The sequence below is a fragment of the Spirochaetia bacterium 38H-sp genome (assembly GCA_039023545.1).
Taxonomy (GTDB): domain Bacteria; phylum Spirochaetota; class Spirochaetia; order Winmispirales; family Winmispiraceae; genus Rarispira; species Rarispira pelagica.
Genome location: JBCHKQ010000003.1, coordinates 56,667 through 72,732, shown reverse-complemented (window position 1 = coordinate 72,732; position 16,066 = coordinate 56,667). Strand labels below are relative to the sequence as shown.

Here is a 16,066-nt window from a genome sequence, read left to right as displayed (position 1 = left end):
TTCCCCCTAAAAAATAATAATTAATTTGGACAAACAGTGTAACATATTAAAACCGTTTTAACAACTAAATTAAAGCACAACCAATAAACACATATCCCGCAACAAAAAAACAGACACAAACAGCAAAGCACAACAATATTAACAATATTATAAAAAACACTATGCAATTCAAGCAAAAAACAGAATTTTAATATACCGAACGCAGAGCCTGCCATACAGGCTCTGCTGCCTATCGGCGGAAAAAAACTAAAGCTAAAAAAACACACAAAAAACAAAAGCACAATAACCTTTATTTCTGTTAAACATAGAGAAACAGCCAAGTATCAGAAAAAAATTTTAATCAATTTTTTATTGCGAAATTAGAGATTTTGGAGAATAATGATAAAAGAATGAATCATAAAAAAAGCCTTCTTGCCTATATCCTATGGCTCATATTATTAATACCCATACATGCACAAGACATATACATATCCCCACAAGAATTGATAAAAGGCACAGACCTTTATCCTGTATGCGACTTCTATTGGGGAAAACTGCTTGAGTCAACAGATGGAGTCACCCCCACCCTCTCAGGAATAAAACCGGACATGTGGGTACACTACACCAACCCGGATACAGGCAACCCCTTCCCAGCACAAGGCGTTGCAAGCTATGTATTCAAGATAAAACTGCAAACCTTCCCCGTATCGAAGCCACTTGCAATACGTATAAAAAACGCATCATCAGCTGTCCGTATAATAGCAGGAGGCCACACAATATTAGAAATAGGACATATATCCAATAATCTCACCATGCTGAGAGAAAGCATGCAAACAACAATGGGAGGCTTCTATCCTCCTGCAAAAGAATTCTATCTTATAGTACAGATAGCCAATAAGACGGATTTCTCTGGAGGGATAAGAACTCTTCCACACATAGGATATCTTTCTACCATATCCAGAAAGCATATAATCAACCTCGTTCTGGACACATTGGTAATGGCCTCAATAATGGTCATAGCACTTTATCATCTCATTCTTTTTTCTGCAAGAAAAGAAGCTAGAGACTATGGTTTTCTATTCTTTGCCTTGTTCTCATTTGCCATAGGATTAAGAGCTGGACTTACAGAAAGCAGAGTATTACATATGCTCCTGCCCTATGTCAGCATAGCTATACTTATAAAGATAGAAATAGCAGCAGTATACCTTGCAGCCGGAAGCATTGTCGTATTCTTCCACTTTTTATTCCCATCAGAAGAATACCGCACTTTTTCAAAGTTAACATACGGAGTAAATACCCTCTCAATACTTCTGACAATTGTTTTGCCTGTAAAATCACTTGCTTATTATCATTTTATATATCTTGTATATCTGGCATTTACAGCACTAATACTGCTCATATGGCTAGGCAGAGCACTCAAAAACAAAAGAGAATCAAGCCTGCTTTTTACTGTAGCCTTTGCGATACTTGCCTTGGGAGTCATCAATGACAGCCTATTCAATGGTCTTGGAATAGGTACGGGTTTTATATCTCAATACACGCTTGCCATATTCCTTCTTTTCCAGGCACTTATACAGGCAAGAAGATACTCCTCAATGTATATCAGTATAAAAGAGAATGCAGAAAGAACAGAAAACCTTGCCAGGGTTTACAGGGCATTTGTTCCCTTTGAGCTATTAAAACTCCTTGGCGTAGAGAAGCCGGAAGAGCTAGAGGGAAACGAATACGAAAAAAAAGACATAGCTGTATTGAGTGTAAGCCTTATTCCTATTGTAGGAGCGTCAGAAGAAATAGAGCCCGAGGATATGCAGTCTTTTCTCAACTCATATATACGGCATTTGATACCCGTTGTACACAGACACAGGGGGCTTATAAGAGGTTTTTCTGGCGAGAGAATGCTGATTCTTTTCCCGGATAACCACGAAGATGCAATCCTATGTGCAGAAGAATTGTATTACACAATAAAAGAATATAATCAGGGTAGAAAAAGAGCAGGATATCAATCCGCCCATCTTATAATAGGCGGAGCTGCAGGTGAGGCAACCTTTACTATAGTGGGAGACAACACCCATATGGAAGTAACAGGTGTTGGACGGGTATTCCCCGATGCCATGATAGTAGAGGAAATAGCTCCTGTCCTTGGCTCATGCGCTCTTATAAGTCAAAACCTTTTCCCAGCAGTTGCAAGACTTGAGAAGAACAATGTGCGATTTGTAGGAAGGTATAAAAAAGACAACAAGGTCATATCGCTTTTTGAGATTATAACAGAAGAAGACAGCGCAAAACTTTCTCTTATCTCAGAGTTTGAGAGAGCTCTTTACTATTATTTCTCAGGTGAACTTGACAAAGCAGAAGATGGTTTTTCTCTTCTTCTTGCAAGAAATCCTGATGACAAAGCAGCAGCATTCTATCTGGGAAGAATTCTCAAGCTCATCGGGAAAAGAAAGGATTCTATGGAGCTTACTCCTTATCCCGAGCTTCAATAAAAGAGCGGCAGGCTAAGAGCCTGCCAGCTTCGGTTTATTATATCTATATCTTTGGCAAAGCTTCCAGTGCTTTTCTTATATTTTCTTCCGGATATTCATAATCCTCCAGCTTGTTCTCAAAGTACTGGTGATATGCGTTCATATCAAAATGTCCGTGCCCTGATGCATTGACAAGAATGACTTTTTCTTTGCCTTCTTCTTTTGCCTGTATGGCCTCGTCAACACAGGCCTTTATGGCATGAGCCGTCTCAGGTGCGACTACAAAACCTTCTGTTCTGGCAAAGAGAACAGCCGCATCAAAGATTCCTCTCTGATGGAAGGACTTGGCCTCGGCTATGCCTTCTTCAACAAGCTTTGAGACTATGGGAGACATCCCGTGATAGCGCAGGCCTCCAGCATGTATGGAAGGCGGGATAAAATCATGGCCAAGTGTGTGCATTCTTAGCATAGGTGTCATTTTACCTGTATCACCATAGTCGTAAGCAAAAACACCTCTGGTTATGGAAGGACAAGCAGCAGGCTCGGCAGCAAGTATCCTAAGGTCTTTGCCATTGATTTTGTCGTAGGCAAAGGGTACTGCAATACCACCGAAGTTGGAACCGCCTCCTACGCAGCCTATAACCACATCAGGATAATCCCCTACTTTCTCAAGCTGCTTTTTTGCTTCAAGCCCTATTATGGACTGATGCAAAATAACATGATTGAGGACAGAGCCAAGTGCATAGTGGGTATCCTCTCTCTTGAGAGCTTCTTCCACAGCCTCACTTATGGCTATACCCAGAGAACCCGGACATTCGGGGTCTTCTGCCAGTATGCTTCTGCCCACATCGGTTTTATCAGAAGGACTGGGAATACAGGACGCCCCCCAAGTTTCCATAAGCAGTCTGCGGAAGGGCTTTGCCTCATAGCTTACCTTTACCATAAAAACTCTGACCTCAAGCCCGTAAAACTGCCCGGCAAAGGCAAGGCTGCTTCCCCACTGTCCTGCTCCTGTCTCCGTAGTAAGCTTGGTAATCCCCTCTTTTGCATTGTAGTATGCCTGAGGTACTGCTGTATTGGGTTTATGAGAACCCGGTGGAGAGCCTCCCTCCCACTTAAAGTATATGCGTGCTGGTGTACCAAGTGCTTTCTCAAGATTATAAGCCCTGTATAGGGGAGAAGGCCGCCATATTGCAAGCACATCCAATATTTCTTCTGGGATATCTATCCATCTCTGGGTGCTGACTTCCTGCTCTATCAGAGCCATGGGGAATAATGCTGCAAGCTCATCCGGTCCCATTGGTTTCTTTGTTGCAGGATTGAGGGGCGGATCCATAGGTGCACCCGGCATATCCGCAAGAATGTTGTACCACTGTCTTGGCATTTCCTTTTCTTCAAGTAAGATCTTTTTCACCTTGTTTTTCCTCCATCTTTTCAAGTAATTCCCAGGTAACAGACTCCGGGTCCTTTAATATCTTGGCACCTCTTGTTACCTTACACAGGCTGACACCCAGCCTGTCGGCGATTTCCCTCTGTGTAAAACCATACGCAAGCATCACCATGAGCTCCCATCTTAGAGCAAGTCGGGCTCTCTCCGCAGGGGTAAGAATCTCTTCAAAAAATCTCATAAGCTTGTCAGGATTATCTATCGTAGATATGTAGCTGACAAGCTCCTTAAAATAGTCTCTTGTCTTCTCGTTATTTTCCATAGAAACAGATTAACCCGAAAAAGATGCAAAGTAAAGAGAAAAATCAATCCATAATATCAGCCGACAACCGAGAAAAATAAAAAGATGCTCTCAATTGTATCAAATAGCAATACTCTTTAACCAGGAAAGGATATCAGCCTGTACTTCTTCTCTGCAGAGGTCTATAAAAAGATGATGAAAAGCTCCGTCATATACACGCAGCTCTTTATCCGTAGAGGGAAAAAGGTCAAAAAGAGTCATATTGACATCAGCAGGCACAATTCTGTCAAATTCTCCCTGCATTAGCAGGACAGGAACAGGATAGCGCTCTGCATTCTCTCTAAATCTTGTTATGCCATCTTCCATAGCTTTGAGCATGGATACACTACCATAATTATGACAAAGCGGATCGGACAACAACCTTGCAAGAGCAACCGGATCCCTGGATAAATCAGGAAGATTAAGCCGTACATGCATCCTAAAGTGCGGAAACAACCTCATAACAGAATTAGCAAGAAATCTCTGCCAGGATGGTACACCGTCTAGAGAAAGCGCAGGGGCAGAAAGTGCTACGGCAGCCACATACTCCGGCCTAAACAGGGCATAACATGCCGCAATAAGCCCGCCCATACTGTGGCCTACCACAAACACAGATAGCCCGTCCGATACCGACTCAGCCCAAATCCTGGCAGCATCCAGACAGAGTAGATAAGAATCAAGACTATCTATAACTCCGCGCCGTCCGGAGCTTATCCCGTGGCCAGGAAAATCAGGGCAGACAACAAGAAACCCGTGCTGAGCAAGATAACCTGCAAACTCCACATAGATACCAGAGTGCTCTCCAAAGCCATGGGATACAATCACAACAGCCTGAGGAGCAATGTGCGGAGAAAAAACACGCAAGAAAATACGACCACCCTTACGAGAGAAATCGTTCTCAAGAAAAACCTCTCTGTATGGCAAAAACGATTCCATGGCACACTCCTTAGAAAACATTATAAAGGCAAGCTAAAAAAAAGCAATGATTTTTTGCCAGAGCCATAAGCATTAACAGAAATAAATATTATACCGAACGTCGGGAGCGCGCCACATGATGTAAAGCAGATAATTAAGTGCGCTCCCTCCTGCCTGCAGCAGCAGATAGAAAAGCAAGGTATTATGTTCCAATCCTGCCGGAGGCAGCCCGGACAGCTACTGCGGGCCGGGCGTTCGGATATAGATAAAAAGATGTTATCAGTGGGTAAGAGATGCCCAAAGGGAACGTTTGAGTTTGAGATACTCGGAGCTTAAGAGGACGTCTCGCGAGCGTGGTCTGCCAAACGGCACATCAAATACCTCACGGATTCTGGCCGGCCTTGGGGAAAGCACTATAATTTTATCAGCCAGGAGTATGGCCTCGTCAACATCGTGGGTAACCAGCAAAACAGCTGCAGACAGCGAGGAGAAAACATCCAGCAGCCAATCCTGCATCTTCTCACGTGTTATTGCATCCAGAGCACCAAAGGGTTCGTCAAGAAGAAGGATATCATTTCTGTAAAGATAGCTTCTTAGCAAGGATACGCGTTGTCGCATGCCGCCAGAAAGCTGTCCAGGATAATATTGCTCAAAGCCTGCAAGCCCAAAATCCGCAAGAAGCTCTCTTGCTTTTTGTCTTGCGCTAGTTTTTTTCTCTCCACGGATAAATAGAGGGAGGGCTGCATTATCCAGTATATTGAGCCAAGGCAAAAGAAGGTCTTCCTGGTGCATATAGCTTACCATGCCGGGCTTACCAGTTATGTCTTCTCCATCAAGAACTATTTTTCCTCTGTTAGGAGTAATGAGACCGGATATGAGCTTGAGAAGAGTACTTTTTCCACAACCAGAAGGACCCAATACAACGAGAAAACCTTTGTTTTCCAGCTCAAGGTTTATATCGGATAATACATTGAGACCAGAAAACGAGCAACTTACGGATTCTACTTTGAGAGACATAGGTTATCCAGGCGGGGACTCCTTGCAGAGCCCCCGGGGTAATTATTGTTTTTACGGTAAGAACTCATTGGTAAAAGCATCCTCTGGAGAAAAGCTACCTTCAAGAAGACCGTTCTCTTTGAGCCATGCTGCAAAGTCATGCCAGACAGAGAGTTTCATCTGTCCCCATCTTTCTGCATCTTTTGCATACTGACCTGCAAGATACTTTTGACTTGCAAGCACAAGGTCATGGTCAAGTTCCGGTGCATACTTGAGGAGTATTTGTGCAGCCTCTTCTGGATGTTCTATAGCATATTGATAACCTTTTGCAGTTGCCATGACAAAGGCCTTTGTTATGTGAGGCTCTTCTGATATGTATTGGTCGCTTGAGGCAAGAACCGGGGTGTAATAATCAAGCGATGGCTCTATCTCTGCTATCGGTATATAGCTTATATCAACACCTTTGAGCCCTGCGGCTATCCCATCCCAGCCGTAGAATATCCACATAAAATCAACATCGCCTTCTGTTGCAGCAAAAAAGTCAACCGCACCCACAGAAACATTTTTTACCTTGGAGTAATCCGCATCATAACGCTTCATGAGGGCTTGTATTACGGCTTCTTCCATAGGAGACCCCCACCCGCCATAAGTCTTTCCTTCGAAATCTCTGGGGGTGTTTATACCTTCTTCTTTTCTTGCCGCAAATCCTGAGGTATTGTGCTGGATTACTGCGGCCAGAGCCTTGAGTTTTGTCCCCGCGGCTCTGGCATAGGTTATTTCTTCCTGATAACTTACAAAGAACTGAGCCTTACCGGCGACCACAAGAGATGCCCCTCCTGTCTCTGGAGGAGAAACTATAGAAACATCTAGTCCTGTATCTTTATAGTAGCCTTTATCAAGTGCAACATATAAACCTGTGTGGTTTGTGTTAACTGTCCAGTCCAATACCACTGTAACAGGTGTGGCATGTGTTGACGCATCCGCAACACTTTCTTTTTCTGCTTCTGCAAGAACAGAGAAAATAGACACAATGAAAACAAAAAATATGATAAGTCGCTTGGTCATATAAAAACTCCTTTACATCTCTAGGGATTTCCCCATGGTTTTGGCAGAAAAGCCTTCTGCCTTTTGTATCCAAGGCAATAGAAGCTGCTCTGCTTTTTTTACAAGATACACAACAATAAGGCTTGCGGCTACAACTATGATTATGGCTGCAAAAACTCTTGGAGTCGAAAAGGTTTTATAGGCACGCAGCATATATACTCCAAGACCTCTGGAAGCACCCAGCCATTCTCCTATGACAGCACCCATTATACTGTAGGTTGCAGCTATCTTAAGTCCAGAGAAAAGAGAAGGGATAGCAGAAGGTAAGCGCAAATAAAAAAAAGTCTTTATTCTGGAAGCATTAAACGAGCGGAAAAGCAGCAGCAACTCCGAGTCCGTGGATGCAAGACCATCAGTTAGACTCACACTTACAGGGAAAAAACATACCAAGATAACAACAAAAAGTTTGCTCGCAATGCCGTAGCCAAACCATATCAGAAATAGCGGATACATAAAGATAATAGGTATTGTCTGAGAAACAACTAGAATAGGATATAGTAGCAGCTTGGCAGCAGACGAGAAGTCAAGAAAGAGAGCCATCAAAAATCCTATAAAAATCGAGATAATAAAACCGCCTATACCTGTTAGAATAGTTGCATAAAGATGAGGAAGTATAAGTGGAAACTGAGAAATCAGTTCTCTTATAATCATAACGGGAGAAGGGAGAAGATAAGGCGATATGGAAAAGATATTACAACATATCTGCCATAAAATGATGAGAAAACTATAGAATGCTGTTCTTAAAAATATATGTTTATACCTGTTTGTATTTACCAATCTTGTCTTCAAACCTTATCCCCTCCGGCAGCACATCTGTCTTGATAACAGCTCCTACTCTCCATGCTCCTTCTTCTAGACAGATTCTGTGAGCTTCTTTTGCAATATCAAAAAGAAGATCCAACTCTCCTTCCATTGTTGTTTCCATAGGACCTACTATATATCTGACCCCGCTCTTCTTTATATAATCTATAACCTTATCTACTATGGGATACAATCTTTCCTTCTCTGTCATAGGAATAATTTGTAGACTAAGATGTGCTTCTGGCATAAAAACCTCTTAAAAATCGTGGAATATTGCTTGTTAACAATATTATAATACTTATTAATGGAAAATAAAAAAGGTAGGAAAAAGAATGTCCGTATAGCGTGGTATAAGCTGATTGCAATAAAAATCCTTTTTCTGCATCTCATAATAGTAGCAGCAGGGATTACAATTTTGTTCTACTTCACCAATTCTCTTATAGAAAGGACAATAGGAACACAGGAAACAAAAAAAATACAGGAAGAAACAGAGATAATAAGTGAGACAATAGAAAATACAGGCAGGCATATGATTCTGCAAGAACTCAGACAAAATGTTTCCAAAGCGATTGATATATGCAGAGCCTACCAGAGTGAAATACAACAACACACACATACACCGGAAGAGGCAAAAGAGCATGTGATGGAATATCTAAAGAAACAAAAGATAGGAGAAAGCGGATACTTTGCCATAGTGGACAGCAAAGCCAATATCATATATCACCCACAAAAAGAACTTATAGGCAAAAATATGGCAAACGACACTATCATAAAAAGGATAACAGAAGAAAAAAAGGGATACTTTGACTACATATGGAAAAATCCGGGAGAACAAAAAGCAAGAAAAAAAGTGCTGTATATGGACTATTTTTCAGAATGGGACTGGATAGTGGTTGCAACGGCATATAAAGAGGAGTACACAAGCCTCATAGAAGAAAACCTACTTTCTGATATGCTATCCGCAATAGTAAAGAACAATAAAACCTTTATAATGATAACATCAGAAAATAACAAGAGGATAATAAGCAAGAACACCATTCCGGATTTTTCTCCCAATACGTATGATATTACAAAAAATGCAATAGAAGATAATCACATAAACTACCAATACCACGGGAAAACCTATGTATTGGTAAAGAATATTATAAAAGATTTTAGCTGGAATATTTTTGTCATATACAGCAAATCCCTACTTGCTGATACAAAAAATGTACTCATAAGAATATCTGGCATATCTCTTATGGCAATACTTGTATTATCTCTTTTTCTCACCGCATACATATATCTTAGAATAAGCAGACCCATAATAAAGGCTTTACCCATATTAAAGCTTGCAACCAACGGATACCTCAATGCAAGGTTGAAACCAGTAGGTCATACGGAGCTGAGTATACTTGCCAGCTATTTTAACAAACTAATGCTCTCTCTTTCTCAAACAATACAGGAAAAAAACAAAGCCATAGCCCAAAGCTCTTTTCTGGGCCTATTTCCCCAAGAAAACCCAAATCCTGTTATATTTATCAATAAGGATGTAAAGATAGCATACGCAAACAGAACTGCCTCAAGGATATTCTCCATACCAGAGGGATATTGTAACAAAGAGCTTCCTACAGAACTCAAAGCAATAGAAGAGAATCCTGGTAAAAACATAACAATAACAAAGGACAAAACAGTATACGAGTTTATTCCTTCTCCTATAAGCAAATTTGACGGCATTTTTTACTTTGGAAGGGACATAACAAAAGAGAAGGAATACGAGAAAAATCTGCTTATATACAAGTGGCTTTTTGAACATGCTTATGAAGGCATGGCCATAACTGATGAAGACGGTACGATAGAACAGATAAATCCATCTTTTACAAATATAACAGGCTATACAAAGGCAGAGGCAATAGGACAGAATCCCAGAATTCTAAAATCCGAGCACCATCCTCCGGAATTCTATGTAAAGATGTGGAACGACCTTGTAACAAAGGGGGCATGGGCAGACGAGATATGGAACAGGAGAAAAAACGGAGAGGTGTACCCAGAGTGGTTGTCTATCTTTAGGATAAAAGATGCAGACAAACAAGTTCATTATGTGGGTATATTTCATGATATAAGCAACCAAAAATCTATGGAAGAAAAGCTGCGGCATATGGCATATCACGATGCCCTTACAGGTCTTCCCAACAGAAGTCTTTTAAACGACAGATTGAAGAAGCATATAGCAGGTGCAAAACGCTCAGGCACAAGTCTTGCTGTTGTATTTATAGATATGGATAATTTTAAGGGTATTAATGATACCTTTGGTCATAAGGCGGGAGATCTTATTCTCAAAAAGATAGCAGACATTCTCAGAAAGGTCTGCAGGGAGGTTGATACAATTGCAAGGATATCTGGAGACGAGTTTGCTCTTGTTTTACCGGACATGAGAGATAGGGCCTTTGCCATAGGTGTTATAAAAAGGATTTTTAAAACAGCGGAAACAAATTCTCTTGAGTACAAAGGAAACTCAATTCCTGTAAGCCTAAGTGCAGGGATTGCCTTTTATCCGGACGACGGAAAGACAGCAGAAGAGCTTTTGAGCCACTCCGATATGGCATTGTACAGAGCAAAAAGGCATGGAAAGGGAAGATACGAGATATATAATAAATCCGATAGTGAAATAGTCTCCAGACAGATGGAAACATACGCTTTCCTGAGAGAAGCTGTAGAAAATAATAAAATAAATTTTTTGTGGAAACCCTGGTGTACAAAGGAAGGAAACATAGAATATCTGGAGAGCACTCTAAGATGCAATGAGGCTGATCATCTCAATACAAAAACTATTCTTGAGATGATAGAACAGTTAAATATTGCCGAAGAAATGTTGCAAACTACCCTATACCATATTGCTCAGCTAATAGAGAAGATATCTTCCGGTAACATAGCTAATTTTCCGGATATTGTGATAAGGCTTCCCTACTCAGTTATTTTTTCCACTAGTTTTTCAGACAATTTTATAGAGTTGTGCGAAAAAAACAGTGTTACGCCAAAAAAGTTCTTTTTTATATTCTCTTCCCCTGTTGTAAAAAGGGAGAAAAGCAAAGAAGCTCATCCGTACATTCTTACATTGATGGAAAAAGGAATAAGAGGAAGCATAGACGCAGACTGGGGAATACATATTTCTCTATCGTCTTATGATGAAAAAATAATAGCTCCCTTTGAGAGATTACCCAATAATATACTATACAGGATAACAGAAACCATGGATAAAGACGAACAAAAGACTATAGAGGCTATAAATCTACTAATAAAGCTCAAGAGATATCCGGATAAAAAAGTTGTAATAACAGACCTCAATACAGAAAAAGATGCAGATTTTGCAAGGAAGACAGAGGCCGATCTTCTCTCAGGTCCTATAATATATCCAGCTCTTCCAATAGACAATATTGACGCTGCTATCAGAAATATTAAATAAGAGGCTGCTCGGAGACAGCCTCTTATATATCATTCTTATGATATGTATTCTATGACTATATTGAGCATTCTTCTTACAGGCTCCGCAGCTCCCCATAGAAGCTGGTCGCCTACTGTAAAGAGGGTAAGATAATCTTTTCCCATTTTAAGATGTCTTATTCTTCCTGTTGCTACAGTGAGTGTACCGGATACCGCTGCTGGACTGAGCTCCTTGAGTGTGTCTTCTTTGTTATTGGCCACAAGTTTTGTCCAGCCAGAAGACGAGGCTATTATATCTTCTGCTTCTTTTATGCTTATGCTTTTCTTAAGCTTGATGGTAAGCGCCTGACTGTGGCTTCTCATGGCGCCTATTCTTACACATATACCATCAACTGGTATGGGAGAGTCTTTTCTTCCCAGTATTTTATTGGTTTCTGCATAACCTTTCCACTCTTCTCTGGTCTGACCGTCTTCTACGGCTCTATCTATCCAGGGGATAAGACTACCGGCAAGAGGTGCGCCAAAGTTATCCGTAGGGAAGTCCTGACTTCTTATTGTTTTTGCAACACACCTGTCAAGCTCAAGTATGCTTCCTGCAGGGTCTGCAAGGAGATCTTCTGCTTTTTTGCCTATGTGGTTCATCTGAGAGACAAGTTCTCTCATGTTTTTTGCCCCAGCACCTGAAGCTGCCTGATAGGTCATACTAGTAAGCCATTCTACCAGGTCTTCTCTAAATAGTCCGCCTATGCCCATAAGCATGAGGCTTACTGTGCAGTTTCCTCCTATGTAGTCCTTGATCCCTGATGATAGTCCTTTCTTGATTACATCCATGTTGATAGGGTCAAGAACTATTATGCTGTCCTTTTCCATTCTAAGAGTGGAAGCAGCATCTATCCAATAGCCTTTCCAGCCTTCTTTTCTAAGAATGGGATGAACTTTTTTTGTATAGTCCCCACCCTGGCACGTGACTATTATGTCACAGGAAGATAATGACTTGGTGTCGTATGCATCCTGTAATATGCCCGTGTCAAATCCTAGATCAGGACCTTTTTGTCCTGCCTGGGATGTAGAAAAAAACACAGCATCGAAGGAGCCGTTAAAATCCGACTCTTCCTGCATTCTCTGCATGAGCACGGAACCTACCATTCCGCGCCAGCCTACAAATCCTACTCTCTTTGCCATGACGGAAGATTAACAGGTAAGAAGGAAAAAGTAAATTACCGTGTCCGCTCTGCTTGTTGTTTGCCGCAGGCAGGCCGGACTGCTCCATCCTGTTATATTCTGCAAAATAAGGCGCAGTCCGGCCGTTCGTTTTTTTTGTTTTCATGAGTTGATTTTTTTTTGTTAAGCCAACATAATCTGTTCTATGATAAAGAGACTTGCTTTGATTGTTGTTCTTGCGGTTTTGCTTGTTTCCTGCGGTCAAAATGCCATAGGTTATGGTGTTGTCATGTGGTCTGATGACGAGAAGGTTCTCCAGACTGCAACAATAGTCACTGTGCTTAAAGAATCGGAGATTTATGATACTTATACGCTTACTTTGGGAGATAAAAAGGTAAGTGTCCCGCGCTGGCAGCTTATGTTCTTTGGCTCCAGAGAGGATGCAGAAGGTTTCCTGGCAAAGATGGGGCGCTTTGCTTCTGTGTATGCTACTGCTACTGTCAATGCGCTCAGGATAAGGCAAAATCCCAATCAGACTGCAGATGTTGTCTATAAACTTGCGGAGGGTGAGCGGGTCAAGGTTATCTCCGGTCCTGTAACGGATAAGGATGGTATGAGCTGGCTTGAGGTATACACCAAGGGTGGTATCAGAGGTTTTACTGCTGCGTCATATCTTAAAACGCAGACAAAGCATGATAAGGAGCAGTTGGAGCCGGATATAGTTAGCCGTTTTATTTCTTCTACTTGGAGACCGTTGTATTTTAAAGAGATGATAGAAAATAATGAGATTGATGTTTATCGTTTTGGCAATGTTTACGGATTGTTTACGGATAAGGATAAGGGGATTATAAGGATAGATTTGCCTAAGCTTAAGGCAGAGTTCCCTTTTTCCAGAATTCTTCCTGTTTCTTCTCAGGAGCTTGTCACTGAGGGGTCCAATGTGAGGATTGTGTTTACGGATGAGAATGAGATTTCTGTCCAATTTCCTTATGGAAATAAGAATAAAACGGAGTTTTTCTATGCAACAGATGAGGATATGGACCTTATTGCTGCTAATGAAATTTCAAAGAGAGAGGATGAGTTTAAATCTCTTATCAAGGATGGCAACAGGCTGGCAAGTAATTCTTACGGGATTCTGACTATCAATGAGGATAAGACTTTTAAATGGGAGAGAAACAGCAGCATAAGGGGTAAGTATATTCCGTCTTATGCTGCAAATACTGGTAAAATAGATATTTCTGTGATTGCTTCTGCTTCTCTAAGAAAGAATTATGACGGGGTTATAGGTTTCTACTTTGACAAAACGGACAAGTCGGAGACTCTTTATTTTCTATACAAGAAGGAAAGCGGGGGTATAAGGCTGTACTATCTTTCTCATGATGCAATTGAGGATAATATTGTCGTAAGGGAGCCTTCTGCTCCTATTGTGCTTTACTTTACTTATTTACCGTAATATGGCAAGTATAGGTCTTGATAATATATCACTAAGGTTTGGTCCACGTAGTCTTATAGAGAGTTTTTCCTGGACTGTGGATAATAATACGCGGGCTGCTCTTGTGGGTCCCAACGGAAGCGGCAAATCCACGTTGCTTAAGCTTCTTGCAGGTATCAGGGAGCCGGATGAGGGAAAGGTAATCTTTTCTTCTGGCTGCAGAATGGGATATCTGCCTCAGTGGGGAGTTGTACTGCGGGAAGAATCCGTACTGGCACATGCAGAGAAGGCTTACGAACAATATGCAAATATAGAAAAAGAAATAACTAATCTGTCCGAGTCTATAAAAAAGGCTGATACTAATGCCATAAAGCTGTCAGAAAGGATTGCAAATCTGAGTGAACAGCTTGAACGCTCAGGCTATTATACCAGACACAAACATATTCACAGGGTTTTGTCAGGACTTGGCTTTTCTGATGAGGATATGCAGCGTCCGTGCTCAGAGTTTTCTGGCGGCTGGCAAATGAGGATCGCTCTGGCCAGAATTTTGCTTAGTAATCCTGATATTTTGCTTATGGATGAGCCCACCAATTATCTGGATATAGAGGCCAGGTTATGGCTTGGTGATTTCCTCAGAAAATGGCAGGGCGGTATAGTACTAGTATCCCACGACAGGGATGTGCTGGACAACCTGGTAGATAAGACAGTGGAAATTTTTGCAGGCAAAGCAAAAATATATCGCGGCAATTACTCGTCATATTTAAAACAGAGAGAAAACGAGATAGAGCTCATAATCAAGAGATATGAAGAACAACAGAAAGAAAAACAAAAGTTGGAGAGTTTTATCAATAGGTTTCGCGCCAATGCAAATAAGGCCAGTCTTGTGCAGAGCAGAATAATAAAGCTAGAAAAGATGGAAGAGATAGAGCTTCCCCCTCATCTTATACCAGCAAAGATAAGCTTTCCTCAGGCTCCTCCCTGCAGCCAACTCATGATACGTTGGGAGAATTTGTCAAAAAGTTATGGCGATATGCTTGTCTTTTCTTCCTATCAACTGGAGATACAAAGAGGAGACAGAGTTTTAGTATCCGGTCCCAATGGTGCTGGAAAAACAACGCTTCTTAGAATACTTGCAGGAGAAGACAAATCGTTCTCAGGAGAACTCAGATACGGAAAAGATGTCAAAATAGGGTATTTTTCTCAGGATACAGCGGAAAAGCTATCCGAGGACATAAGCATAATGGACTATATGCTTAGATTTGCAGGCACAAGAGAACAACAGGCACGTGACATACTCGGGGCATTTCTCTTTAGCGGAGACGACGTTTACAAGAGCCTATCTGTCCTGAGTGGAGGCGAGCGGGCACGTGTTGCTCTGGCAACACTGTTTTTTGCGGGCGCAAATCTTCTTATAATGGACGAGCCAACAAACCATCTGGATATACACTCCAAGGATGCTCTCTGTGACGCGCTCATGCAGTTTGGCGGAGCAATCGTGCTGGTATCCCACGATGCATACTTTAACAGAAAAATAGCAAGTCGCACGCTATACATACGTGATAAAAAGCTGGCAGAATATCCGGGCAGTTATAGCGACTATCTTAAGAGTATGAGTAAAGCAGATACTGAGGAAAAACAGGAAGATAAAGAGCAGGAAAAACCCGGTAATGCCCAACTTCTAAGACAGAGACAAAAAGAGCTCAAGCGCGATATAAGCCGCATACAACGAGAAGAACAGAAAATAATGGAGGAGCTTGAGATTCTTGCACAACAAAAGCAGGAAACAGAGCACAATCTGAGCCTGCCGGAAAACTATGCGGACGGAGAAAAGGTAAAGCAGCTCACCGACCAGCTAAAAAAAATAATAGAAGAAGAACAGAGCCTCATGGAAATCTGGGAACACAAAACCATGGAGCTTGCGCAGCTTGAAGAAGAGCTGGAAAAGACAACCACATAGACCGAACGTCGGTACTGCGCCCTATTATAGTAAAACAAGCAGGAATGGCGCAGCACCTCCTGCCTGCGGCACATAAAATCATAATAAATTAACGACAAAAACCTATCGT

12 protein-coding genes are annotated in these 16,066 nt (G+C 41.5%); 4 read left to right on the top strand and 8 right to left on the bottom strand.

The window, feature by feature from the left end:
* Positions 1–389: 389 nt before the first annotated feature.
* On the top strand, positions 390–2,465 hold the full coding sequence (locus WKV44_07135; protein MEM5948314.1) for a 7TM diverse intracellular signaling domain-containing protein: 2,076 nt from the start codon (positions 390–392) through the stop codon (positions 2,463–2,465).
* 43 nt (positions 2,466–2,508) lie between these two features.
* Here WKV44_07135 and WKV44_07130 read toward each other — a convergent pair whose 3' ends face one another.
* The 7 genes from WKV44_07130 to WKV44_07100 all read right to left on the bottom strand — a co-directional run bounded on the left by WKV44_07130 (position 2,509) and on the right by WKV44_07100 (position 8,234).
* Complete coding sequence (locus WKV44_07130) at positions 2,509–3,828, bottom strand: TrpB-like pyridoxal phosphate-dependent enzyme (GenBank protein MEM5948313.1); 1,320 nt, start codon at positions 3,826–3,828, stop codon at positions 2,509–2,511.
* Positions 3,829–3,838: 10 nt separating this feature from the next.
* Positions 3,839–4,153: a Trp family transcriptional regulator gene (locus WKV44_07125; GenBank protein ID MEM5948312.1), complete on the bottom strand. Its 315-nt coding sequence runs from the start codon at positions 4,151–4,153 to the stop codon at positions 3,839–3,841.
* Positions 4,154–4,252: 99 nt separating this feature from the next.
* Positions 4,253–5,107 (bottom strand): lysophospholipase, encoded by an 855-nt coding sequence (locus tag WKV44_07120; protein ID MEM5948311.1) that lies wholly within the window; start codon positions 5,105–5,107, stop codon positions 4,253–4,255.
* A gap of 258 nt (positions 5,108–5,365) precedes the next feature.
* Entirely contained in the window at positions 5,366–6,103 is a 738-nt protein-coding gene (locus tag WKV44_07115) for an ABC transporter ATP-binding protein (protein MEM5948310.1), read from the bottom strand.
* A 51-nt stretch (positions 6,104–6,154) separates the two neighbouring features.
* Positions 6,155–7,147, bottom strand: coding sequence for an ABC transporter substrate-binding protein (locus WKV44_07110; protein MEM5948309.1), 993 nt, complete (start codon positions 7,145–7,147; stop codon positions 6,155–6,157).
* Between the two features lie 12 nt (positions 7,148–7,159).
* Positions 7,160–7,837, bottom strand: a complete 678-nt coding sequence (locus WKV44_07105; protein MEM5948308.1) for an ABC transporter permease — start codon at positions 7,835–7,837, stop codon at positions 7,160–7,162.
* Between the two features lie 103 nt (positions 7,838–7,940).
* Positions 7,941–8,234, bottom strand: coding sequence for a thiamine-binding protein (locus tag WKV44_07100; protein ID MEM5948307.1), 294 nt, complete (start codon positions 8,232–8,234; stop codon positions 7,941–7,943).
* A 57-nt stretch (positions 8,235–8,291) separates the two neighbouring features.
* Between WKV44_07100 and WKV44_07095 the strand changes: the two genes are divergently transcribed.
* A complete protein-coding gene (locus WKV44_07095; GenBank protein MEM5948306.1) occupies positions 8,292–11,429 on the top strand; it encodes a diguanylate cyclase in 3,138 nt (1,045 codons plus the stop codon).
* A gap of 35 nt (positions 11,430–11,464) precedes the next feature.
* On the opposite strand, the gene asd is transcribed toward WKV44_07095, so the two are convergent.
* The gene (gene asd, locus WKV44_07090; GenBank protein MEM5948305.1) at positions 11,465–12,589 is read right to left on the bottom strand and encodes an aspartate-semialdehyde dehydrogenase; all 1,125 of its coding nucleotides are present in this window, start codon (positions 12,587–12,589) and stop codon (positions 11,465–11,467) included.
* Between the two features lie 184 nt (positions 12,590–12,773).
* Here asd and WKV44_07085 point away from each other — a divergent pair, with 184 nt between their 5' ends.
* Together WKV44_07085 and WKV44_07080 are read left to right on the top strand one after the other, a co-directional pair.
* Positions 12,774–14,021 (top strand): SH3 domain-containing protein, encoded by a 1,248-nt coding sequence (locus tag WKV44_07085; protein ID MEM5948304.1) that lies wholly within the window; start codon positions 12,774–12,776, stop codon positions 14,019–14,021.
* Position 14,022: 1 nt separating this feature from the next.
* Entirely contained in the window at positions 14,023–15,957 is a 1,935-nt protein-coding gene (locus tag WKV44_07080; protein MEM5948303.1) for an ABC-F family ATP-binding cassette domain-containing protein, read from the top strand.
* The last annotated feature ends 109 nt before the right edge of the window (positions 15,958–16,066 follow it).